The 20,673-nt window shown below is 44.3% G+C and carries 21 protein-coding genes; 11 read left to right on the top strand and 10 right to left on the bottom strand.

What is annotated here, in order from left to right; all coding sequences use genetic code 11:
- Positions 1–20: 20 nt before the first annotated feature.
- Both MNV_RS05200 and msrA read right to left on the bottom strand, forming a co-directional pair.
- Positions 21–722 carry a ribonuclease III domain-containing protein gene (locus MNV_RS05200; RefSeq protein WP_096204309.1) on the bottom strand — a complete coding sequence of 234 codons (702 nt, stop codon included), beginning with the start codon at positions 720–722 and terminating at the stop codon, positions 21–23.
- A 100-nt stretch (positions 723–822) separates the two neighbouring features.
- Entirely contained in the window at positions 823–1,365 is a 543-nt protein-coding gene (gene msrA, locus MNV_RS05195; protein ID WP_096204308.1) for a peptide-methionine (S)-S-oxide reductase MsrA, read from the bottom strand.
- Between the two features lie 353 nt (positions 1,366–1,718).
- Here msrA and MNV_RS05190 point away from each other — a divergent pair, with 353 nt between their 5' ends.
- Positions 1,719–2,108: a DUF2111 domain-containing protein gene (locus tag MNV_RS05190; RefSeq protein WP_096204307.1), complete on the top strand. Its 390-nt coding sequence runs from the start codon at positions 1,719–1,721 to the stop codon at positions 2,106–2,108.
- 45 nt (positions 2,109–2,153) lie between these two features.
- On the opposite strand, the gene MNV_RS05185 is transcribed toward MNV_RS05190, so the two are convergent.
- Positions 2,154–4,259: a PAS domain-containing hybrid sensor histidine kinase/response regulator gene (locus MNV_RS05185; RefSeq protein WP_096204306.1), complete on the bottom strand. Its 2,106-nt coding sequence runs from the start codon at positions 4,257–4,259 to the stop codon at positions 2,154–2,156.
- Positions 4,260–4,458: 199 nt separating this feature from the next.
- On the bottom strand, positions 4,459–7,398 hold the full coding sequence (locus tag MNV_RS05180; RefSeq protein WP_096204305.1) for a chemotaxis protein CheB: 2,940 nt from the start codon (positions 7,396–7,398) through the stop codon (positions 4,459–4,461).
- Positions 7,399–7,611: 213 nt separating this feature from the next.
- Here MNV_RS05180 and MNV_RS05175 point away from each other — a divergent pair, with 213 nt between their 5' ends.
- From MNV_RS05175 to MNV_RS05155, 5 genes are all read left to right on the top strand, one after another.
- On the top strand, positions 7,612–8,505 hold the full coding sequence (locus MNV_RS05175) for a Fic family protein (RefSeq protein WP_096204304.1): 894 nt from the start codon (positions 7,612–7,614) through the stop codon (positions 8,503–8,505).
- An 87-nt stretch (positions 8,506–8,592) separates the two neighbouring features.
- The gene (locus tag MNV_RS05170; RefSeq protein ID WP_096204303.1) at positions 8,593–8,748 is read left to right on the top strand and encodes a 50S ribosomal protein L40e; all 156 of its coding nucleotides are present in this window, start codon (positions 8,593–8,595) and stop codon (positions 8,746–8,748) included.
- Between the two features lie 30 nt (positions 8,749–8,778).
- Positions 8,779–9,615, top strand: coding sequence for a UbiA family prenyltransferase (locus MNV_RS05165; RefSeq protein WP_096204302.1), 837 nt, complete (start codon positions 8,779–8,781; stop codon positions 9,613–9,615).
- Between the two features lie 275 nt (positions 9,616–9,890).
- Positions 9,891–10,202: an AbrB/MazE/SpoVT family DNA-binding domain-containing protein gene (locus tag MNV_RS05160; protein WP_096204301.1), complete on the top strand. Its 312-nt coding sequence runs from the start codon at positions 9,891–9,893 to the stop codon at positions 10,200–10,202.
- 4 nt (positions 10,203–10,206) lie between these two features.
- Positions 10,207–10,623 carry a type II toxin-antitoxin system VapC family toxin gene (locus MNV_RS05155; protein ID WP_096204300.1) on the top strand — a complete coding sequence of 139 codons (417 nt, stop codon included), beginning with the start codon at positions 10,207–10,209 and terminating at the stop codon, positions 10,621–10,623.
- A gap of 36 nt (positions 10,624–10,659) precedes the next feature.
- Here the strand turns inward: MNV_RS05155 and MNV_RS05150 are convergent, their stop codons facing one another.
- The gene (locus tag MNV_RS05150) at positions 10,660–11,544 is read right to left on the bottom strand and encodes a hypothetical protein (protein WP_143311643.1); all 885 of its coding nucleotides are present in this window, start codon (positions 11,542–11,544) and stop codon (positions 10,660–10,662) included.
- A 98-nt stretch (positions 11,545–11,642) separates the two neighbouring features.
- On the opposite strand from MNV_RS05150, the gene MNV_RS05145 reads away from it, so the two are divergent.
- A complete protein-coding gene (locus tag MNV_RS05145) occupies positions 11,643–12,395 on the top strand; it encodes a DUF1624 domain-containing protein (protein ID WP_179293813.1) in 753 nt (250 codons plus the stop codon).
- Here the strand turns inward: MNV_RS05145 and MNV_RS05140 are convergent.
- Positions 12,387–13,280, bottom strand: coding sequence for an NAD(P)H-binding protein (locus MNV_RS05140; protein WP_096204297.1), 894 nt, complete (start codon positions 13,278–13,280; stop codon positions 12,387–12,389). The genes MNV_RS05145 and MNV_RS05140 overlap by 9 nt on opposite strands.
- A gap of 103 nt (positions 13,281–13,383) precedes the next feature.
- Here MNV_RS05140 and MNV_RS05135 point away from each other — a divergent pair, with 103 nt between their 5' ends.
- Positions 13,384–14,688, top strand: coding sequence for a homocitrate synthase/isopropylmalate synthase family protein (locus MNV_RS05135; protein ID WP_096204296.1), 1,305 nt, complete (start codon positions 13,384–13,386; stop codon positions 14,686–14,688).
- Between the two features lie 79 nt (positions 14,689–14,767).
- Here the strand turns inward: MNV_RS05135 and porB are convergent, their stop codons facing one another.
- From porB to MNV_RS05115, 4 genes are read right to left on the bottom strand one after another with little or no spacing between them, the layout of a single operon-like run.
- The gene (porB, locus tag MNV_RS05130; RefSeq protein WP_096204295.1) at positions 14,768–15,640 is read right to left on the bottom strand and encodes a pyruvate synthase subunit PorB; all 873 of its coding nucleotides are present in this window, start codon (positions 15,638–15,640) and stop codon (positions 14,768–14,770) included.
- A complete protein-coding gene (porA, locus tag MNV_RS05125) occupies positions 15,637–16,824 on the bottom strand; it encodes a pyruvate synthase subunit PorA (RefSeq protein WP_096204294.1) in 1,188 nt (395 codons plus the stop codon). Before porA ends, porB begins: the two co-directional genes overlap by 4 nt.
- The gene (porD, locus tag MNV_RS05120) at positions 16,821–17,081 is read right to left on the bottom strand and encodes a pyruvate synthase subunit PorD (RefSeq protein WP_096204293.1); all 261 of its coding nucleotides are present in this window, start codon (positions 17,079–17,081) and stop codon (positions 16,821–16,823) included. Before porD ends, porA begins: the two co-directional genes overlap by 4 nt.
- Entirely contained in the window at positions 17,078–17,623 is a 546-nt protein-coding gene (locus MNV_RS05115) for a pyruvate ferredoxin oxidoreductase subunit gamma (protein ID WP_096204292.1), read from the bottom strand. The genes porD and MNV_RS05115 overlap by 4 nt, the downstream gene beginning before the upstream one ends.
- A gap of 215 nt (positions 17,624–17,838) precedes the next feature.
- On the opposite strand from MNV_RS05115, the gene MNV_RS05110 reads away from it, so the two are divergent.
- The 3 genes from MNV_RS05110 (at position 17,839) to MNV_RS19365 (ending at position 20,548) form a co-directional block, all read left to right on the top strand.
- Positions 17,839–19,110 (top strand): ATP-binding protein, encoded by a 1,272-nt coding sequence (locus tag MNV_RS05110; RefSeq protein WP_096204315.1) that lies wholly within the window; start codon positions 17,839–17,841, stop codon positions 19,108–19,110.
- Positions 19,107–19,847 (top strand): MBL fold metallo-hydrolase, encoded by a 741-nt coding sequence (locus tag MNV_RS05105; protein WP_096204291.1) that lies wholly within the window; start codon positions 19,107–19,109, stop codon positions 19,845–19,847. Before MNV_RS05110 ends, MNV_RS05105 begins: the two co-directional genes overlap by 4 nt.
- 161 nt (positions 19,848–20,008) lie before the next feature.
- Complete coding sequence (locus MNV_RS19365; RefSeq protein WP_179293812.1) at positions 20,009–20,548, top strand: single stranded DNA-binding domain-containing protein; 540 nt, start codon at positions 20,009–20,011, stop codon at positions 20,546–20,548.
- Positions 20,549–20,673 lie beyond the last annotated feature (125 nt).

The raw sequence follows: 20,673 nt of genomic DNA, 5'->3' as shown, positions 1-20,673 counted from the left end.
AGTTTTGTTTGAAAAAATGCTCAAGGTTTGCAGATAGGGCAATGTTTCAGCTTGCCTCCAACCTGCTGCTGTGCCCATTTTTCAAGTTCATTCTGATCTAAGGAACATATTTTGATGTAGTCGAGCGTCCAAGACTTTCCATTTGTCGGAGTTCCAGTAATTGTGTTGCAGCTTGCAAGATGAAGGATCAGATAGTTTGGATTCGGTTGTCTATTACAATTCACAACAAAGCCGTGAGAATTAGCATTGATCCACTCCAAATAGCCTAGATCATCATCCTTGAATTGTTCTACATCTGCAATTATATATTTTAATGCAATCCTTTTTGTTTCCTCAAAACCTCTGCTGAGGTATATTGCCCCAAACAAAGCTTCGAGAGCCTCTGCATTTAATGTTTCATTGGTTTTATAAGCAGGCGGAGGATTTTTGATATCCATATATTTTACAAGTTCAAGTTTAATCGCAATATCGGCAAAATTCTTATTAGATTCATTCTCTCCCCCACACAACTTCGTAAGTTTTCCTTTGTTCCAATCAGGGTGCCTTCTGTAAAAATATTCGCTTATTATTAACTTTAGTACTGAATCTCCAAGAAAGGCAAGCCTTTGATTGTTGGGCAGAATTCCATTGCTACTATGAGTCACAGCTTCTCTGAATATTGTGTTTTCTTCTTGCGTTAAATCAAAAATACTAAACAAAAATTCCTGTAGGTCATTGCTCATATATCTCAACCTCTTACATTTTTAACGACTGTGAAGATTATAAAGCTTCTCTTTATTATTTTTAAGTGATTTTAGATTATGATCTCGCCGTGAACTACAGTCATTTCTTGAGCTTCGCAAGGTATTGCTTTCTAAACTTTGCCACCTTCGGCTCGATCACTATACGGCAGTAAGGCTGTTCAGGATTGCGACTATAGTACTCCTGGTGATACTCCTCGGCAGGATAGAATGCCGAGAACGGCGTGAGCGCGGTTACAATAGGCGCATCCCAGACCTTTGCCTTCTCAAGCTCAGCTATTACCTCTTGTGCAACAGCTTTCTGTTCCGGCGTATGGTAGAATATCACCGAGCGATACTGCGTGCCAACATCAGCCCCCTGGCGATTCAACGTCGTTGGGTCGTGGATCGTGAAGAAAACCTGCAGGAGTTCCCTGAACGAGATAATCTGCGGGTCAAATGTTATCCGGACAGCCTCAGCATGACCTGTAGTTCCCGAGCAGACCTCACGATAGGTCGGATCAGGCACATTGCCGCCTGAGTAGCCGGATACAACTTTCTCCACGCCGCGCAGTTCGTTGAAGATAGCCTCCAGGCACCAGAAGCATCCGCCTCCCAGCGTTGCGATTTCATAGCTTTTATTCATGAATATACCTCCCCATTTAATGATTTACTTCTTTCTAACACGTTCAACCGGTCTGAATATACTCGTCTTTGTACTTTAGCTTTTTAAGAATATCGTTGATATTCATAAGTAGATTTTCCTCGGCATTATATTTATAAGTACTCTGCTCAGCCTAAAAATAATCAACCAGTCCGTTACCGATGCTGTTTCATGTTCGGTTATGAACCGCGTTAATAGCTGACTCTATGGTTGATTATCTTATTTTGACCTATTTTAATAAAGATGGCAGATTTTTTTATATTGCTTTATTAAGTTTCACGGATGACGATAAATATAAGAGAGTATAAGCCGATTTTATTAACGGAGTGTTAAGAATGTCCGGATTACGAATATCAGAGGATTCTACCAGTGAGGAACTACTGCCTTTTGCAAAAATGGTGCATGAACTGCTGTCCCTTCCCGTCACGATGCGAAGCAAAAACAGGAAAGGGGTAAGGCTTGAGCGGGGAAACGTGGTCGATAGGGATTATACAGGTCCCGTACTTGAAGAAGCTCTTGTAAAGAACAGCGTGATACATACCATACCTGATAGAGGGGCATATAAAGGAATTCCTGTCGTGGTCGCACCCATCCGGGACAGGAAAGGGAACCCGGTAGCAGCTATCGGTATCGTTGATGTTGTAAGCACGATTGACCTGGCATCGGTGTTCGGGAATTACCCGCAGATAGTGCGGCAGGTGGAGGAGAGGAAAAGCTCCATTTGAATCGGAATCAGTCTATCCCGTGGAACACAGGGAATGTTAATACCCCTATTTCGCCCTCAAAACCTCATGTATGGTTTTCAACAATCTCTCAGCGGTGTAAGGTTTTGGCAAAAAAGCGTTTGTAAGTTCTGCGACTTTCGCAAGTCTATCTTTTTCGGTTAATCCGCTAACTGCGATAATCTTGACTTGCGGATTAACTCTCCGGATTGCCCGGATGCTCGCCTGGCCGTCCATTACAGGCATCATCATATCCATAAGAATAACTTTGATTTTATCCCTGTTTTGAGCATACAATGCAACTGCTTCTACCCCATCGTTAGCCGTAAGCACTTTATACCCGCTCATCTCCAATGTCGAGAAAGTGACATCACGAATTGATTCCTCATCTTCAGCAACGAGAATCCATTCCCCGTCTCCAACGAGCAATCCAGGTTGCTGCTCACATGCTTCATGTATTTCTGTTTTAATCGCGGGCAAATATACCCTGAACGCTGTTCCTTTCCCGACTTCGCTATACACATTAATGAATCCGCCGTGGCCTTTCACAATTGCAAGAGCCGTTGAAAGACCAAGACCTGTGCCTTTGCCTTGCTCTTTTGTCGTGAAAAAGGGCTCAAATATCCTGTCAACTATTTTAGGAGGAATACCAGTCCCGGTATCAGAGACTGTAATGACAACATAAGAACCGACTTTTGTGTCAGTGTGCATCCGCACAAAGTTCTTATCAACAAAGAAATTTTCAGCGGAGATACTTAATACACCGCCGTATGGCATTGCATCGCGTGCATTTACACACAGGTTCATTATGACCTGGTGCAACTGTGTGACATCTCCGGATATTGTCCAGAGATCATCTGGTACATTAGTTCGGAGTTCGATGTTTTTCGGGAAGGTCTCTTTTGCAATTTTGTCAATTTCAGATATGATATGCGATACCTGGAGAGGTTTGCGTTCACCCTCCATCCCGCGCGCAAATGACATGACTTGCTTTATTAAATTAGCACTACGCTGGGAGTTCTGTTCAAGAATAGTAAGCAATTTCTGGCTCTGTTCATCTTTGTATTTTTCTTTTAACATTTGCAGGGATAGCATCATAGGCGTCAGCATATTGTTGAGATCATGCGCTATACCGCCTGCAAGCGTGCCTATGCTCTCCATCCTTTGGGAGCGCAATAACTGCGATTCAAGCCTCTTTTTCTCTGTGATATCCTCAATGGCGAGGAGTATCAGCTCTATATCGCCGTCTTTTTGATAGATCCGGCGGGCATTAAGCAGCATCGTTCTACGCCCTATGTTTTGAAACTCATGGTCAACCTCAAAATCATGGAACTTAATGTTTTTGGGGAGAACTTCTTCAAGCAGTTTTCGCAGTTCTGGAATATCCCACTGATGGTTACCAAGGTCGTAGATGAATTTGTTCACGGTTTCTTCCAATGAAACCTTGAAAGTCCTGTAAAAAGTCTGATTTGCTATCACTACTCGCAACTGTACATCCAGAACCACCAGGGATTCTCGCAATGTTTCTACTATGCTCTCGGCATATACACGAGCATCCTGCTCGGCTTGTTCAGCTCTCTTGCGCTCGACAGTTTCAGCTTGTAACGCTTCGTTGGATTTTACCAACTCATCGTCCGCTCTTTGCAATTTTTCTTCTGCTCTCTTAAGTTCCGTGACGTCAATTATCGCTGTTCGACATTGGCTGAAGTTACCCCCGCTATCCTGTACTGCCAGGCTCTCCAGTTGAACATTGAATTGATTTTTATTCTTATCCACAAGTTTAATCTCGCAAGTTTGCTTGGTATTGGTTCTAAAAACCTTCCGCAGGTGCTGATAAAATACATCCCTACTGCTAAAAGTTATATAACGAGAAAACGGTTTTTTAATCAAAAAGCTTCTCTCCATTCCTAATTTATTGGCACCGGTGAGGTTTACTTCTATGATAAGCCCGTTCTTATCAAAAGTAAAATAACCAATGGGAGCGAAATCATACAGGTTAGAATACCTGTTTCGCGATTCCTCAAGTTCACTCTGTGTCCTGCGAAGCTCTTCGTTCTGCATCTCCAGTTCTATATGGTGCACTTGCAGTTCGTGAATTATGCTCTTGACATCCTCGGTCGATAGCTTCTGCAAGTCTACAGTCTGACCTATCAACGCTCTCTCTGCCTGCTTGCGCAGGGCTTCTGATTTTTCCAGTTCAGACGTAATTTTTTTTTATCTCCCACTTTTCTTGGATTCAGTTTACACTTGCATTATATTATACTAACTCTTAAGACTATTTCTTATATTAACATGGTGGTTATACTATAAAATATATATTGATTCTTCAATAATAATCATTCATCAGCATTCATTAGTGTGCTGCCTGCTTGTGCTCGGTTATATCTTCAATGACCAGGAGGATTCTCTCTGTGCCTACTCCCTCCTGATAGATTCGGCGGGCATTTAGTGACATTACCTTTCGCCCTATGCCAGGGAACACATGATCAACCTCGAAATTTTTGAAATGGCTGTTCTTGGGTAGGATCTCTTCCAGCAATTCTCTTAAGCGGGGAATTTCCCACTGTCTGTTGCCTATGTCGTAAATGAATTTGTTTTCAGCCTCCATTGGTGAAACTTGAAAAGTGCTATAGAAAGACGGATTAGCTGATATTACCCTCAGATCTTTATCCAGTATCAGAAGAGATTCCTGCACCGTGTCCACTATGCTCTCTGCGTATACCCGGGCATCCTTCTCCATCTGCTCAGCCCGCTTGCGCTCAGTGATATCAATGAATGTAATAACAGCGCCATCGATGGTATTGTCTATGGTTCGATAGGGCAAGATTCTCATTAAATACCAGGACCCTTTTTTATCTCTCAATTCTTTTTCCTTCAAAACCAGAGTATCGAGCACTTCCTTCGCATCTCTTTGCAGGTCTTCATATTCCAGATTAGAAACTATATCGCCGACAGGGCGTCCGATGTCAGTTTTAATAAGGTTAATTACTTTGGTGGTCGCAGGGGTATAACCTTTAATTCGCAGGTCGTTATCCAGAAAGAGTGTGGCAATTTCTGTACTTGCGAGCACATTGTTCAGGTCGCTGACGGTTTTTGACTGTTCCTCGATTTTGGCCTGATGCTCTGCGTTAAGCGTTACCAGTTCCTCATTGGCTGATTTGAGTTCTTCATTGGAGGTCTGAAGTTCTTCTATTGTTGCCTGGAGATTTTCTTTGGTGGACTTTAATTCATTTTCCAGTTCTGCAATATGCTCTTTAGCTTGTTTTGATCTGTAAGTTGATTTTACCGGTCTTGAAGGCTTAGCAGATGGAACATCCTCAAAAGTGACCATTATAAGTCCCTGCATTGTCGATTCTTTAATAGGCTTGACTGTTAAATCAATGGTTTGATAAGCGCCATTGGTCTTTACATTCAAATTTTTGAAGATAACATCTTTTTTTTGTGTTACGACTCTATGAATGGCAATATTTAACTCGGTTCTTAAGCCATCGCGTGCCATATCTATGATACTGGAACGGAAATTTCCAGTGGCAGGCTCCAGATATTTACCTGTTCTACCATGGATATAAAGGACATCGCCTTTTTCATTTATGATAGCGCACGGAGGGGTGTAAGTATCAAGCAGCATCTTTTCAATCTTCATGCCAATATTGATTCCGGCTTTTATTTCACCTACTTTCGGGATTCCAACCCACGGAGCTATCGGGGCATGTTCTGCTATCAAAGGTAAATGTGCCCTTTCCCCTATGCGTTCATAAATTTTCCATTTTTTATCAACAACAGAGTAAAGTTCTGTAAATTCGCCTACCGTCTCAGAACTGCCAAGGAAAAGGTATCCGCCTGGATTTAAGGAGTAATGGAAAAGGAGCAATAATTTTCTCTGTGATTCAGGAACCAGATAAATCAACAGGTTTCTACAACTTATCAGGTCTAACATGAGAAAAGATGGATCGCTGATAGCGTTTTGAGGAGCAAAAATCACCATTTCCCTGATCTCTTTTTTTATACTGTAGGTATCAGGATTTTTTATAAAAAAACGATTTAAACGCTCAGGAGATACATCAACTGTGATATTACTGGGGTAAACACCCAAACGACCTGTTTCAACAGCATCCCGATCTACATCTGTTGCGAAAATCTGGACATGGAAGTTACTTTTTACCTCGTCCATATACTCCTTAAGGACGATGGCTATAGAGTAGGCTTCTTCGCCTGTTGAACAGCCCGGAACCCAGATCCGCACAGGTTGATCAAGGCTTTTATCTTTTAATATCTCTGGTACTATCTTTTCTTTAAGATCTCTAAAAGCTTCAAGATCTCTGAAAAAACTGGTAACTCCGATTAAAAATTCTTTGTGGAGAATCTGGATTTCAGGCTTGTTCTCCTGAAGATAACGTACATAGTCGGATATGTTTTTGATCTGGTGGAGACTCATCCGCCGATCAATTCTGCGGATGAGGGTACTCTGTTTGTAGGCAGAAAAATCAACCCCTGTCTGGGTTCGGATAAGGATAATTATTTTCTGTAAGTAATTGACAATTTGTTCGGTTACGATTCTTTCAGGTTTCGTTATTTCCCTGGCGTAAAATTGATTTACATAGCTTACCAGTTGCTCAGGCATTTTTTCTGGTAATAGAATATAATCAACAAGCCCTGTAGCTATGGCACTTCTTGGCATGCCGTCATAAGTAGCAGATTCCATACTTTGAACCATAACCATTCCGCCTTCACCCTTTATGGCTTTTAAGCCCAGAGTACCTTCAGTTCCTGTTCCTGAGAGGATAATACAAACAGCATTTTCTTTCTGGTCGTCGGCTAAAGATCGGAAAAAGAAATCGATCGGATGCCGGATACCTTTGCTCACTACAGGCTCGTATAAGTGCAGCGTCCTGTGAAATATTGCCATATCCCTGTTAGGCGGAATGATATACACATGGTTTGGTTCAACCTTCATCCCATCTTCTACCTGAAATACCTCCATTTTTGTATATCTCTTTAATATGTCAGCCATGACGCTCTTTGCTGCGGGATCAAAGTGCATGATGATGACAAAGGCTATACCGCTATCATGGGGCATATTAATGAAAAATTTCTCTAAAGCCTCAAGCCCGCCTGCAGAAGCACCTATGCCGACTATCGGGAAGGCGCTTTCTTCATCTGGTTTGATGGGCGCTCTATTTTCCCGGGCAGGAGAAACAGACTCATTAGTATTTTTGAGGCTGTCAGGCTTTTTTTGAGTGGAATTCATTTCGATATTATTTTTTAATTTCTTTTTCTTTTCGGTCTCTTGCATAACCTTATTCTAATAAGAATCACTGTTATAAAACACTAACTAAGAGCATATCTGAAGCGTCAGCGGATTAACTGGAAAAGGCAAACTTGAGAGAACTGCATAAGCATGGAATAATCTTTTAAGACCGTAAGGCTTAATGTTCCTCATGTCTTACCCCTACATATAACCAAAAATACTAAATCTTATAAGTATGTAGGGATAATACACACCTCTATGGTCGCAATCAGGAAAAAAACGATAGGAAACAACACATACTATTATCTTGAGCATAGTTTCCGGGAAAAAGGTAAGGTAGAGAAAAAAGAGAAATATATAGGGAAAAAGCTACCAAAAAACATTGAAGAACTGAAGCAGCATTTTATTTCTGAGATTTACAGAGATAAATGGTTTGACCTCTTCGATGAAATAAAAGATGAATATTCAGCGCAGAGAGAAATAACTCCTCTATCCGCAAGAGAGAAAGAAATAGAAAATTTCATGATCAAATTTACTTATGATACCAACAGGATAGAGGGTTCAAAGCTAACATTCAGGGAAACATCTCTCCTGCTTGAGAAAAGTATAACACCGAATGCAAAACCTGTGGTTGATATCAAGGAGGCGGAAGCACACAGGAGCGTATTTTATGAAATGCTAAAGTATGAGAAGGAGTTATCTTTAAAAATAATATTATATCTCCATAAAAAACTATTTGAGAATACGAAAAAAGACATTGCCGGGAAGATCAGGCAGCATCAGGTCGCTATCTCCGGGAGCAAATTCATGCCGCCATTTCCCGCAGAAGTATATCCTTTACTCATGGCTTTTTTAAGATGGTATGGGAAAAACAAAGATAATATCCACCCGGTGGAACTCGCAGCATTAGTTCATCTTAAACTTGTTACCATCCATCCGTTTGCAGATGGAAATGGAAGAATAAGCAGGTTGATGATGAACTTTATTCTGAACAAATATGGCTTTCCCATGCTTAACATACCCTATGAAAAAAGAGCGGATTATTATAGAGTGTTGGAGCGGTCTCAAATAAAAAAAGATGAGAGTATATTTTTGCAGTGGTTCTTCAAAAGGTATATTAAAGAATTTAAAAGGTATATTGAAAGGATGTGAATTGGAACAGACTTTGAGTGCTAGCACTTTTTGAGCAAAGGATTAAATCATATGACATAATAGTAAGCTGTCCACCAGAGGTAAATTATGGCAAGATTCCCGGAAGCGGAAAAAGTACTCTTACACATGCAGATTTGCATGAAATGCAATGCCCGCAATTCACCACGCGCAACAAGATGCAGGAAATGCGGATATACACATCTCAGACCGAAATCAAAGGAACTGAAGGGCAAAGGAACATAAACTGTCTTTGTAAATAGCATTAATGGGCAGATGAACCCATACCTGAATATAGGCAGACCCCTGACCTCTTTAATGATCGGGTTAGCCGTGTTCACGTCTGCTCTAATAGGAGCAGGAAGCGATGTGGGTAAATATGCCCTCCCTGTTTTCCTTGGCTTTGCGGTCGCTTTTTTATTCGGCATAGCAGGCAATGCGATAAATGATTACTTTGACTATGAGAACGATAAAATCAACCATCCCGAAAGACCCCTTCCATCAGGTGAATTAAAACCCGGGCAGGCGCTCGGATTTTCAATGGTTTTTTTCGCCATCTCTTTTTTGCTCTCCCTTTATCTGAGTTCGCTCGCAGGATACGCCGTGCTGCCTGTCGTTATAATCGCGCTTGCATGCCAGCTTGCCTATGAGCTAAGGTTCAAGCATGAAAAGGTCATAGGGAACATGATAATAGGCACCCAGACCGCGCTTGCGTTCATATTCGGCGGCGTTATCGTGGGGAAAACCACGATCACAGGCATTATCGCGGTTGCAGTGTTCTTATCCATAGCAGGACGTGAGATAGTGAAAGATATCGAGGATGTTAAAGGCGACAAAGGGCGGAATACTTTGCCAAAGAAGATCGGTGTAAGGAAAGCAGGCATCGTAGCGGCATTTCTTATAATCCTGGCAGTGCTGATAAGCCCGATACCCTATTATCCGCTTCACCAGTTCGGGTGGCAGTATCTGGCAGTGGTTTTAATAGCCGATGTGATGTTCATTGGTTCGATACCCGTGATTTTCAGGGACGCGAAAAAGGCAAGAAGGATGCTTAAATTCGCGATGCTGATTGCGATAATCGCTTTTATGGTAGGAAGTGCTTTCAGGGCTTAGGATTAGTGTACAGCTATTTTTTAGTTGTGTTAAATCTGTTAAGCTAAGGACCTATCCTCTATCAGTTCAGGAACATTCAACCTGATGACTTCAACAATATATGCACCCACTTCATGGATAGTAACCCTGGCACGAACAAATCATAATATTCACACTGCCGTATCGCCACTGCATTTACACCGATAACCTTGAATCGATAAAATTTCTTGCGTCGATCCGGATTTAATAAAGTATATATTCCTTGATGGCATACGTAGTAAGTTGGTGTAAGTCACATGCCAGAACTAGAAACTGAAGATATAGAAACAGCAACGGTGAGTACAAAAGGACAGATTATCATACCAGCAAGGCTGAGGAAAAAGTTTGGGCTTCAAAAAGGCAGGAAAGTTATATTCATGGAGGAGGAGGGCTATATCAAGATGGTCCCTCCTGCAGATCTGAGATCACTATGCGGCTCATGGCCTGATCTTGATATTGATAAAATAACAAAAGAAATAATAGAAGAACGCGAGGATGACTTAGGGAGAGAACGGCTAATAGAAGAGGCTATTAAAAAATCAAATTCGAAAAATTCAAAAAAGAAGTGAATAGATGAACAGGATATTAATAGACACCATGCATCTGGGGAGACTTTTAAAAGACAAATCATATTTTGAATTAGCTGGAGCGATAAGCGATGGTGATATCGAGGCGATATCATCAGTTATCTCCCTCACAGAACTAACCAAAAAACTGGGAATGATAGATGATAAACGAATGCGTGCAGCCATTCAAGAATTACTATCTTCAAGGCTGATTTTTGTAAACGTAACCCGTTCAATAGCGATTCGTGCCGGCGATCTGCGTTTGAAATATGATATTCCCACAGTTGATTCAGTGATTGCTGCAACCGGTATAGTTGAAAATACCAGACACGTTTTCACAGATGACACGCGTCATTTCAAGACCGTTAAAAATTTGATTAAAATAATCAATCTGGAAACGGCAATAGAAATGTCTAAACAATAAAAGAAGGTTAGCAGACTTTAAGCTCAGGGATTCCGGTTAGAACTCATATATCTCAGGTCCGTACGAGCTAAAAATAACCACTCTTTTCTTCATTTTTGCCTCTTCTGATTCATCATAAAAAGAGCTGTGGATGAACGAAAGCTCAACCTCCCTCTTTTGCCTTACAAGGTCTTTTTCGTCCCCCTCGTATTTTTTGGACAAATGCGTCCCTTTGTTCAGGAGCATGCTCCTCAAGCACAGCGAAATGAGCATTATTATCTGCCTGTCGCTCCAGTTCATGTTGGATGAGCCATTCTGGGCATAAACAAAGCTGTTGTTGTTCAATTTCCCGTAAAGCCACATATCGCCGTTCACATATCCTTTGGCATGCCTGAGGATCACGTTCACCTCCGGCAGTGCCTTAAAGAACTCTTTCCCCTCCTCTGCCGCCCACCTGGTCGAGTAGTTTATCATAAAATGCACCGTATGCTCCGGGTTCTCTGCGCTGGCATCTTCGAGGTCTTTCAGGTCTTTTCTCAGGTCGTAAGTCGTATCCCCGGGGTCGATGCGGACATCGTACTTACCCACGAATCTCAGCCTTACGTTGTCCATTTTAGAGAATTCCCTGTACATATCAACATGCCTGCGCATGCCTTCGTAAATATCCCTGTAGTTAACTCTCTCCTTATGTCCTTCGTGTATGACGTTAATGTAGCTGTTCTTTGCGCCAAGCACCCTGAGAAAATGAACGAATCTCATGACGAACAGCCCGCCGTCAAAATATGCATCAGACCCCTCAAGCCCGGTCGATGTCCTCGTGCCATCGGTCATATCGTAGATGACCAGCTCTTCCATGTTCTTTTTTGAGCCGTCGATATCCAGTTTTTCACAGCAGTCCTTAAATATTGCAAGAATTTTGTCATCCGGTGGTAGGGTAATCATGTTTATTCTCTGCATCGATTAGTACCTTCGGAGCTATAATAAGAACTAAGGGTATAATAAATATCCCTCAAAAACAATCCATGACATCAGGGTATAACATGACTTTACCATCCGAACAGGAACATCTTTCAAAACCTCTTTCAAAATATGATAGAATCCAGGCTATCGACCTTGTTAGAGGCGTAGATATCATACTTATGGTACTGTTCAATTACTCAGTCACATTAAGCTATTTCGGGATAATCCAGGCACAGCCGAATTTCCTTTACTGGCGTATTTTTCCTATTTCAATAGCTTCGATTTTTATTTTCCTTTCAGGAGCAGCAGCCCGTATCAGCTTTGAGAATCATAAGGAAGGATTTGGCAAAAGGTACTTCACAAGGGGATTGAAACTCCTTATTTTTGCGGCGTTTGTAACCATGTTCACTTCCATATTCGTGCCTGAAAGGATAATATATTTCGGAATACTGCATTTCTTTGCAGCCAGTTCGTTCCTTGTGCCGCTGTTCATTAAATATAACCGGCTGAACCTGGTTGCAGGTTTGTCCATAGCAGCATCAGGCTTTTATCTGCAGCAATCAGAGTTCAACTTCCCTTATCTGTTCTGGCTGGGTTTCATACCGCGGGGCTTTTCCACATTCGATTATTTTCCCTTAATACCGTGGCTGGGAGTGCTTTTGCTGGGAGTGTATTCCGGAGAGTATATTGCCGGGAAGACGGCTAACATAAGGTTCGGGAACAGATTAGCCGGCAAGTTTATGTTTTTGGGAAAAAAATCTTTAACTGTTTATCTGGTTCACCAGCCGATACTTATCATTCTTTTACTTGCCACAGGATTTAAACTATTCTGAAACTTGTTCAGAGATTTTCCTGATACTTTCCTTGAAGGATACAGGCTCAAATCCAAATATTCTTTTAAGGTCGTTCGGTTCGCACACCATTGTATTTCGAAGGGACTCTATAAGCCAGTAAATCACATCCGGATTCACAGGGGCAAGTCTCCCAAGCATATATGCTGAGACCCTGTGCCATGAGCCGGGAATTTGTATAAAAACTCTCTTTAATCCAAGCTCCTTTGCATACTGCTGCATCAGCTCCCTGTATGTTAAAATCTCAGAGCAGCCTATGTCAAAGCTCCTGTTGATGGTCTCGCTCTTATCAAGGCATTCCGCAAGGTACCGTATCACATCCCCGATGTATATGGGCTGCACTTTTGTTTTCTGCCAGTTAAAAACCGGAATTACCGGGAGTTTTCGTACGGCAGTATCAAGCGTCTCAAATGCAGCCCCGCCTTTACCCAGGATAACCGAAGCCCTGAATATCGTGTAATTAATGCCGCTGTTCCTGATGATTTCTTCAACCTCCTTCCTGCTTGCAAGATGATGTGACAGCTTTTCCTGCGGGTTGCTCATGCCTGTGAGGTGGATGATCCTTTTCACACTGTTAGCTTTGCAGGCTCTGACCATGTTTGTTATTGCGATCCTGTCAAGTACTTCGAATTTTTCCTGTTCCTTTTGCTTGCCCATCATGTGGATGAAATAATAAACAGTATCCACGCCTTTTGTTGCTTTAACAAGGGACTCGTAATCAAGAACATCCCCGGTTACATAGCTTATATTCGGGTTCCCGGAATTTATCGATTTCCTGGAAAGGCATCTTATTTGAAGGTTTTTTTCAGACAGGGCTTTGAGAACATGCCCGCCTATAAATCCCGTGGCTCCCGTTAATAGAATCATGCTTGGTACTATGGGTGAATATATATTTAATGTATCTGTAATTTATCCCCGAAGCAGCCAAAAACCACAAGTAATATAAATAGTGATAACAATCAGTCAACCGATGAAAGCCTACAGGTCTTACGAAGATTTACCCAGGATAAAGCTGCCGCTGGGGCAGGAGGTATTTATAAGCGACAGCACCATCCGGGACGGCTCGCAGATGCCCGGAATAGTGATGAAAAAGAAGCACAAGATCCAGATATTTGAGTACCTCAACAGGATAGGTATCGAGAAACTGGAAACGTTCGTATATAACGAGCGCGACAGGGAAGCGGTGAGGGAAATGCTTGACAGGGGCTATGAGTTCCCCGAAGTTACAGGATGGGCGCGCGCAAATCCCAGGGATATCGATTTTGTGCTTGATATGGACGGGATAAAAGAAACGGGTATATTGATGTCGGTTTCGGATTCGCACGTCATTGATAAGATGGGTTTGAAAAGCAGGGAGGAAGCCGAAAAGAAGTACACAGAAGCGCTGCAGTACGCTGTTGACCACGGGCTTCGCACAAGGGCGCATATCGAGGACATGACGCGCGCGGACAACGAGGGTTTTGTATTCCCGCTTGTTGAGAAGCTCCTTGAGATAGACCCTGACTGCACGATACGCCTGTGCGATACGCTGGGCTACGGCATGCCGTTCCCTGAAGTGGATGAGCCGTACGGGATACCCTATATCGTCAAACGGCTCCGGGAAATCGGGACAAAGAACATCGAAACGCATGTTCACGATGATTACGGGATGTCGGTGGCATGCTCCCTCGCAGGATACTGGTACGGCGCCAACTGGTCAAGCCTGACCTTTTTAGGCGTAGGCGAAAGAGCGGGAAATGCCGAACTGGAGAAGGTTGCGCTGTTCCTGATAACGCGGGTCGAGGGATTCCAGAAGTACGACCTGAGATCCATCACGGAATTTGCGGAATTCATGGAAAAAGAGATAGGTATAAGAGTCCCGCGCAACAAATCGGTCGTGGGTAAGAATATTTTCGCCCATGAGAGCGGCATACATACAGCAGGCGTCATAAAAAATCCTTTTACTTACGAGCCGTATCCGCCAGAGATAGTGGGAGGAAAGAGGCTGTTGATGATAGGCGACTCTTCCGGGCTTGAGGTTATTCGCTTCAAGGTCGAGGAAGCGCTGAACGAGTTGATGCATGTTGGCATAAAGCTTGATAAGAACGACCCACGCATCAAAGCCATCCAGACCGATATCCAGAAGTTGTATAACGAGGAGAAGCGCGTCTCTGCGATCTCGGATGAAGAGCTAAAGAAATATGTGGAGAAATATTTCATGCTCCAGCCGATAATTGAGCCGATCGGTGAGGAGCACAGCGCCGAAGAGCCGAACCTGGATAAAAACGCCGGATAGCTATAGTAACCGACCTTAAATTATAGCCATTACAGGAAGTCATATTCGGCAGTCTTCTGAAATATTTCGCGTAACGTTCTCACTCAAGCCCGAAATGCTTTACGTTCCAGTCCGCGATCGCCTGTATCTTCTTGATCTCCTCAAGCCCGCCTTGCATCGTAAAGAGATGCTTGAACCTGCCCTGAGCCTTGAGATATTCTTCGACAGGCTTCCTGTTCTTAAGCTTCCGGACATTCGTGACGGCGCCGTTCTCCATTTCGTATAGCGGCCACATAGCAGTTTCCACAGCCAGCTTCCCTACCTCGATGGTCTTTGAACCCTCAAACCTCCAGCCCGTGCAGCAGGGCGCATGCACGTGCACATACGTGGGTCCTTTTACCTCGGCTGCTTTCTTGACCTTCCTTATCATGTCTGGAGCGTATGCTATCGAAGCTGTAGCAACATAGGGTGAGCCGTGTGCTGCCATTATTGCAGGCATGTTCTTCTTATGCTGCGGGTTGCCGAATGAGACCTTACCTGCCGGGCTTGTGGTCGTGCTTGCATACAGCGGCGTCCCGCCGCTTCGCTGCACACCTGTGTTCATGTACGCCTCGTTATCCACACATATATAGGTAAAATCATGCCCGCGCTCAAACGCGCCCGAGATTGCCTGCAGGCCTATATCCAGCGTGGCGCCGTCGCCGCCTATGGCGACTATCTTTGTGTCGTTCTTTTTACCAAGCGCCTTGAGCGCCACCTCAACCCCGGACGCAACTGCGGCTGCATTCTCAAAGAGGGAGTGGATCCACGGCACGCCCCAGGCAGATTCGGGATAGGGCGTTGTAAATACTTCAAGACAGCCGGTCGGGCTTACAACGATTACATTCTCGCCCAGCGCATCGAGTACGAACTTTCCTGCAAGTGCATCGCAGCATCCTGCGCATCCGCGGTGACCGGGTTTCAGGAGGCTCATGCCAGGTCCTCCCTCAGGTCTGCGATCTCGCTTTCCACATATATCCCCTTTTCCACTAACTTCGCTTTGTTGATTATTTTCTTTATCGTACTCATTGGAATATCGCGTCCTCCGAACCCGAGCATGATACCGATAACGGGAATTCGAATATCGGTATTGTAAAGGCATGCCTTGACCTCGGTGCACAGGGCGCCTTCGTTCTTGCCGATTGAAATATTCTTATCGACGGTTATAATGATCTTTGCATTTTTCAGCGCCGAGCGAATAGCATCAACGGGGAACGGCCTGAATGACCTGACCTTGAGAAGCCCAACAGGTTCGCCCTCGCTTCGAAGTTCATCTATTGTATCCTTTATCGTGCCTACGACAGATCCCATTGCCATTATAACGATCTCAGCATCATCAAGAGCGTATTCATCGATAAGTCCGCCATAGTATCTTCCATATACATCCTTGAATTCGTTGGCGATCTCCTCTATCTTCTTTAATGCCACGCCCATGGCTTTCTCCTGCTTGTACCTGAATTCGGTGTATGTACCCGGGTCGGCAAGCGTCCCGAACGACACGGGGTTTTTTGTATCAAGCGCAAACTCAGGAGAATATGGAGGCAGGAATTCATCGGTCAGGCTCTGTTCAAGTAAAATGACCGGCTCGTAAACATGCGAAAGAATGAAGCCATCCATGCATGTCATAGCCGGTAACAGGACCTCCTCATCTTCAGCAAGTTTGTAGACCTGTGGCAGCATATCCGCAGACTCCTGGACATCTTCGGCATAAAGCTGTATCCAGCCCGTATCCCTCTGCGAGATGGAATCCTGCTGGTCGTTCCATATATTGATCGGGGCGGAGAGCGCCCGATTAACCACTGTCATGACAATAGGCAATCTCATGCCCGATGCATTGAACAGCGCTTCATGCATCAACGCAAGTCCCTGCGATGTTGTTGATGAGTATGTGCGCGCACCTGCGGCACTTGCTCCTATCAGCGCTGATATAGCTGAGAATTCCGACTCCACGTTCATATACTCGCAGTTCATATCGCCGTCCGCAACGAACTGGGATAGATCCTCAACAATGTGGGTTTGCGGGGTTATGGGGTATGCCGATATCACATGGGGTTTGCATACCTTGACTGCATGGGCTACTGCGTAAGAGCCTTCAACTACAACCATCCTTTGCCTCATTTTCCCTCCAGCACCATTACTATTGCTTTCTTCGGACACTCGTTCGCACAGATGCCGCAGCCTTTGCAGTATTCATAATCGGGTTCAAAGAAGCCATTCTCCAGTTTATTGATGATCCCTTCAGGACAGTACATTGCGCATATGCCGCATTTACTGCATAGTTTGTGGTCAAAAACAGGCATGAATGAGCGCCATGCGCCTGTCTTGTTGGCGCGTGTGCTTCCGGGTTTGGCTACTGTTTTGATAATAAGTTTCATCTCTGTGCCTCCATGACATCATATGCCGCCTGGATAGCCTTTGCATTATTTTCCCCGACTTTCCCGGGAAAGCGCTCCATAACAGCGCTCTTTATAGATTCCGGGTTTATGAGACCCGAGACGCCGGCAAAGGCCCCGATAAGGGTTGTATTTACGATCGGTTTTCCGATGTTATCAATTGCAAGTCTTGTTGCGTCAAGCGTTTTTATAGCAGCTTTCGTCTCAAGCTTGAACGATTCGGGCTTCTTTTCAGTGTTTATAAGAATGATTCCGTCCGGCTTGGTCCCCCGTGCAACATCAACTACATCCACAAGAGTCGCATCCTGCACTATCACATAGTCCGGTTCGTATATCTGGCTGCGCAGACGTATCGGTTTATCGCTCAGGCGCACAAATGCCATAACAGGGGCGCCTCTTCTCTCGACGCCGAACGCAGGGAAAGCCTGGCTGTATTTCCCGTCTTCAAAAGCAGCCACTGCAAGAAGTTCTGCTGCGGTCACAGATCCCTGTCCACCGCGGCCGTGTATTCGTATTTCCTTCATTTCTTTTTGCTCCAAGAATACTAGATAATATATATTATTGTTGAATTATCAATCGTGATAGTTGCCTTTGACAATTGCATTAAGGTATTTATTCTTTGCGGAAAATCGGAAACAATGCCCAGCGGATTAATACACCGGATAAGAGCATTTGCAGTGCTTATTAATATTTCTGAGTAAACTATATCTTACCGAATACCATAAAGATGAAGTTCAATATGACTGACGATAAACTCCTGATAACAGAACTTGTAATGACTGCCTATCTGTACAACCAGTCGGATAAACTCGGTGTAGATGATCTCCCCCAGCAAATAAGAAAACATTACTGGAGCGAGAAAGAAAAAACCGTCAAGCGCCCCATCTATGTAACCGAGGGCGATGTAAGGACTATCTATGGTCTTGAAAACGTAAAAAACAGCACGAAAATGCTGCCTTTCCTCGAGTTTGAAGATTTTGGCTCCCAGATAAAACTGACTGTTTTCGACCTCGGTGCAAAATGGCTTGCAAAGCATGCTGAGGCGGTTGACAGGATAAACGGGAACCCTGTTCTGGCATCCTTTTTTGAAAGTTATGATTCTCTTCCAGTGAGCTATGAAAAAGCAAAAGCGTCCATTGCGCCAAAAGAGAACGGCAGGGAATGGATAAATTCCCTTGTCAAGTCCATAGAGACGGAGAAAGGGTCTGAAGAGATGCTGAGGCTTGTCCACATAGTCGCGCCCGAGGATATCCAGCAGAACCTGAAAGACCTTGTCCTCACAAAAGAGCAGAAAAATGAGATCGAAAAAATAGCGAAAGCCATCCAGTACCGCGACTACCTGAAGAGGATCGGTCTTCGGGAGATAGGAAAACTCTTATTCGTCGGTCCCCCGGGCACAGGGAAAACTTCGGTCGCCCGCGCACTTTCAGGAGAACTGAAAATCCCCATACTGGAGGTAAAGCTCTCGCAAATAGCAGACCAGTACCTCGGTGAGACCGCAAAGAACATCGACAGGGTATTTGAACTTGCAAAGCGCCTGGGCCCGTGCATATTGTTCATTGATGAGTTCGATTTCGTGGCTAAAGCGCGCGCCACGGATGAGCACGCGGCACTGAAGAGGGCGGTAAATACACTGTTAAAAGCCATAGATGAGATAAGTCTTGTAGAGCACGGCGTGCTTCTAATAGGCGCGACGAACCATCCTGCAATACTTGACCATGCCGCATGGAGGCGGTTTGACGAGATAGTGGAGTTCACGCTCCCGGATGCGGATATGCGTAAGAAGATTCTTGACATCGTGCTTCGCGATATTGAAGGCACCTTCAATACAGAAGAGGTAGCAAATAAGACAGAAGGGTACTCCGGCTCCGATCTGCGGTTAATCATCAGGGAAGCTGTCCTTAACGGTCTTGTATCCGGACGAACTGTGCTTGTACAACAGGATCTATTGCGGGGTATTAACGAGTTCAACAGGAGAATCCCTCTTAAGACTATGGATGAGACCGAATGAAAATAACCCTTCTTGGAACTGGCGATGCGGTAGGGACGCCCAAGATAGGATGCTCATGTCCTGCATGCATGGATGCCCATGCCGGCGGAAAAAGCAGGAGACTCCGGTTTTCCGTGCTGGTCGAATCATCAAAGGGCAGAGCTCTTATCGATACAAGTCCCGACCTTCGGTGGCAGTTATTGAAAAAAGGGATAAATCATGTCGACGGAGTGATCTGGACCCACCCGCATTATGACCACTACGCAGGTTTTGGGGATTTTCACCGCATCCAGAACGGCGTAAATGTGTACGGGCTCAAGAACACCCTTGATTACATACTCTCTTATCTCAGCTTCATGAAGCCGGTAAGGCATGATGTAAGCTTTTATACGCCTTTTGAGCTCATCGGTCTTAATATGATCCTGGTGGAAGTAACCCACCCTCCTCTTGAAGAGTCTGCCGGCGTGATAATCACCGAGGGTAAAAGCAAAGTTGTGATCACAGGAGATACTTCAAAAGAAATTCCCGGGAGGAGCCTTGAGCTGATGTCCCGGCCTGACCTTCTTATTGCTGACGCCATAATCCCGCCCAGGGGAAAAATCCCAAAGCATATGAATTCGCAGGACGCGATGGAGCTTGCTTTTGAGCTTGAAGCGAAAAACGTCGTACTTACCCATCTGAGCCATAATTTCCCTCCTCACGATGAATCTGTTAAACAGTGGCCCCTTGGATATGACGGCATGGAGTTTGAATTCTAGTAAAAAGACAATTTTGGTTGACCAAGCCATGCATGTTCTACGGAAAGTATATTAAATACGCTAACCTTTAAGTAGACGCTTCTTCTAACTCATAGAACAGGTGATTGAAGGCGCATCTGAGATAGCAGTGCAGGAAGTTAAAACTAAAGAAAGGTAATAAAATGGAAACAACGGCTACAAATTTCAATGTAAACGACTTGACAGAAAATTCAAAAAATGTTAATGCCACTCTTAAAGTAATCGAAATTGGAGAGACAAAGGAAATAAATTCCAAGTTCGGAACGAAACACGTGTGCGAAGTGAAAGTCGCTGATAAGACCGGCAGCATCCTTCTATCCTTATGGGATGACCAGATCGGAAAAATCGCAGTCGGGGATGTAATAGATGTCCAGAACGGTTATATCTCGATCGTAAGGAATTCGATGAGATTGAACATAGGGAAATACGGAAAGATACTATTATCCGAAACCACACTGGATGAAGTCAATACCGAAAATAACGTGTCGGACAGGCATGTTGAGCAGCCCGAGAGACCAAGGCGCAGTGGCGGTTATGGCGGTGGCGGCGGTTACGGCAGCATGTACGGAAGCGGCGGTAGCGGTGGCGGCGGTTATGGCGGCGGCGGACGCGGCGGCTACGGCGGTGGACGGACGCAGGTGGACGGCTATGGCGGTGGCGGACGCGGTCGGAGGAAGAGATAAAAGAGGCGGCAGGGGAAGAAGGTAAATCCCCTTCTATTCTTTTTTTATTACTAATTTTTATAGTGGGCAGTGTTATATAGTAATTTGATGCTTGAAAGTATTCCAGATATATTTCTCAACACTAT

It is taken from the genome of Candidatus Methanoperedens nitratireducens (assembly GCF_900196725.1).
Taxonomy (GTDB): Archaea; Halobacteriota; Methanosarcinia; order Methanosarcinales; family Methanoperedenaceae; genus Methanoperedens; species Methanoperedens nitroreducens_A.
The sequence above is the reverse complement of the archived record's forward strand: the minus strand, read 5'-3'. Positions and strand labels throughout refer to the sequence as shown.

Bases quoted from the DNA above. Each gene is read 5' to 3' on its own strand.
- MNV_RS05150 (WP_143311643.1), bottom strand. From the start codon at position 11,544: ATGATTACCCTACCACCGGATGACAAAATTCTTGCAATATTTAAGGAC.
- MNV_RS05175 (WP_096204304.1), top strand. From the start codon at position 7,612: ATGGTCGCAATCAGGAAAAAAACGATAGGAAACAACACATACTATTAT.
- MNV_RS05110 (WP_096204315.1), top strand. From the start codon at position 17,839: ATGACTGACGATAAACTCCTGATAACAGAACTTGTAATGACTGCCTAT.
- MNV_RS05145 (WP_179293813.1), top strand. From the start codon at position 11,643: ATGACTTTACCATCCGAACAGGAACATCTTTCAAAACCTCTTTCAAAA.
- MNV_RS19365 (WP_179293812.1), top strand. From the start codon at position 20,009: ATGGAAACAACGGCTACAAATTTCAATGTAAACGACTTGACAGAAAAT.
- MNV_RS05165 (WP_096204302.1), top strand. From the start codon at position 8,779: ATGAACCCATACCTGAATATAGGCAGACCCCTGACCTCTTTAATGATC.
- MNV_RS05170 (WP_096204303.1), top strand. From the start codon at position 8,593: ATGGCAAGATTCCCGGAAGCGGAAAAAGTACTCTTACACATGCAGATT.
- MNV_RS05105 (WP_096204291.1), top strand. From the start codon at position 19,107: ATGAAAATAACCCTTCTTGGAACTGGCGATGCGGTAGGGACGCCCAAG.
- MNV_RS05140 (WP_096204297.1), bottom strand. From the start codon at position 13,280: ATGATTCTATTAACGGGAGCCACGGGATTTATAGGCGGGCATGTTCTC.
- porD (WP_096204293.1), bottom strand. From the start codon at position 17,081: ATGAAACTTATTATCAAAACAGTAGCCAAACCCGGAAGCACACGCGCC.
- MNV_RS05180 (WP_096204305.1), bottom strand. From the start codon at position 7,398: ATGCAAGAGACCGAAAAGAAAAAGAAATTAAAAAATAATATCGAAATG.
- MNV_RS05200 (WP_096204309.1), bottom strand. From the start codon at position 722: ATGAGCAATGACCTACAGGAATTTTTGTTTAGTATTTTTGATTTAACG.
- MNV_RS05135 (WP_096204296.1), top strand. From the start codon at position 13,384: ATGAAAGCCTACAGGTCTTACGAAGATTTACCCAGGATAAAGCTGCCG.
- msrA (WP_096204308.1), bottom strand. From the start codon at position 1,365: ATGAATAAAAGCTATGAAATCGCAACGCTGGGAGGCGGATGCTTCTGG.
- porA (WP_096204294.1), bottom strand. From the start codon at position 16,824: ATGAGGCAAAGGATGGTTGTAGTTGAAGGCTCTTACGCAGTAGCCCAT.
- MNV_RS05190 (WP_096204307.1), top strand. From the start codon at position 1,719: ATGTCCGGATTACGAATATCAGAGGATTCTACCAGTGAGGAACTACTG.
- MNV_RS05160 (WP_096204301.1), top strand. From the start codon at position 9,891: ATGCCAGAACTAGAAACTGAAGATATAGAAACAGCAACGGTGAGTACA.
- MNV_RS05155 (WP_096204300.1), top strand. From the start codon at position 10,207: ATGAACAGGATATTAATAGACACCATGCATCTGGGGAGACTTTTAAAA.
- porB (WP_096204295.1), bottom strand. From the start codon at position 15,640: ATGAGCCTCCTGAAACCCGGTCACCGCGGATGCGCAGGATGCTGCGAT.
- MNV_RS05115 (WP_096204292.1), bottom strand. From the start codon at position 17,623: ATGAAGGAAATACGAATACACGGCCGCGGTGGACAGGGATCTGTGACC.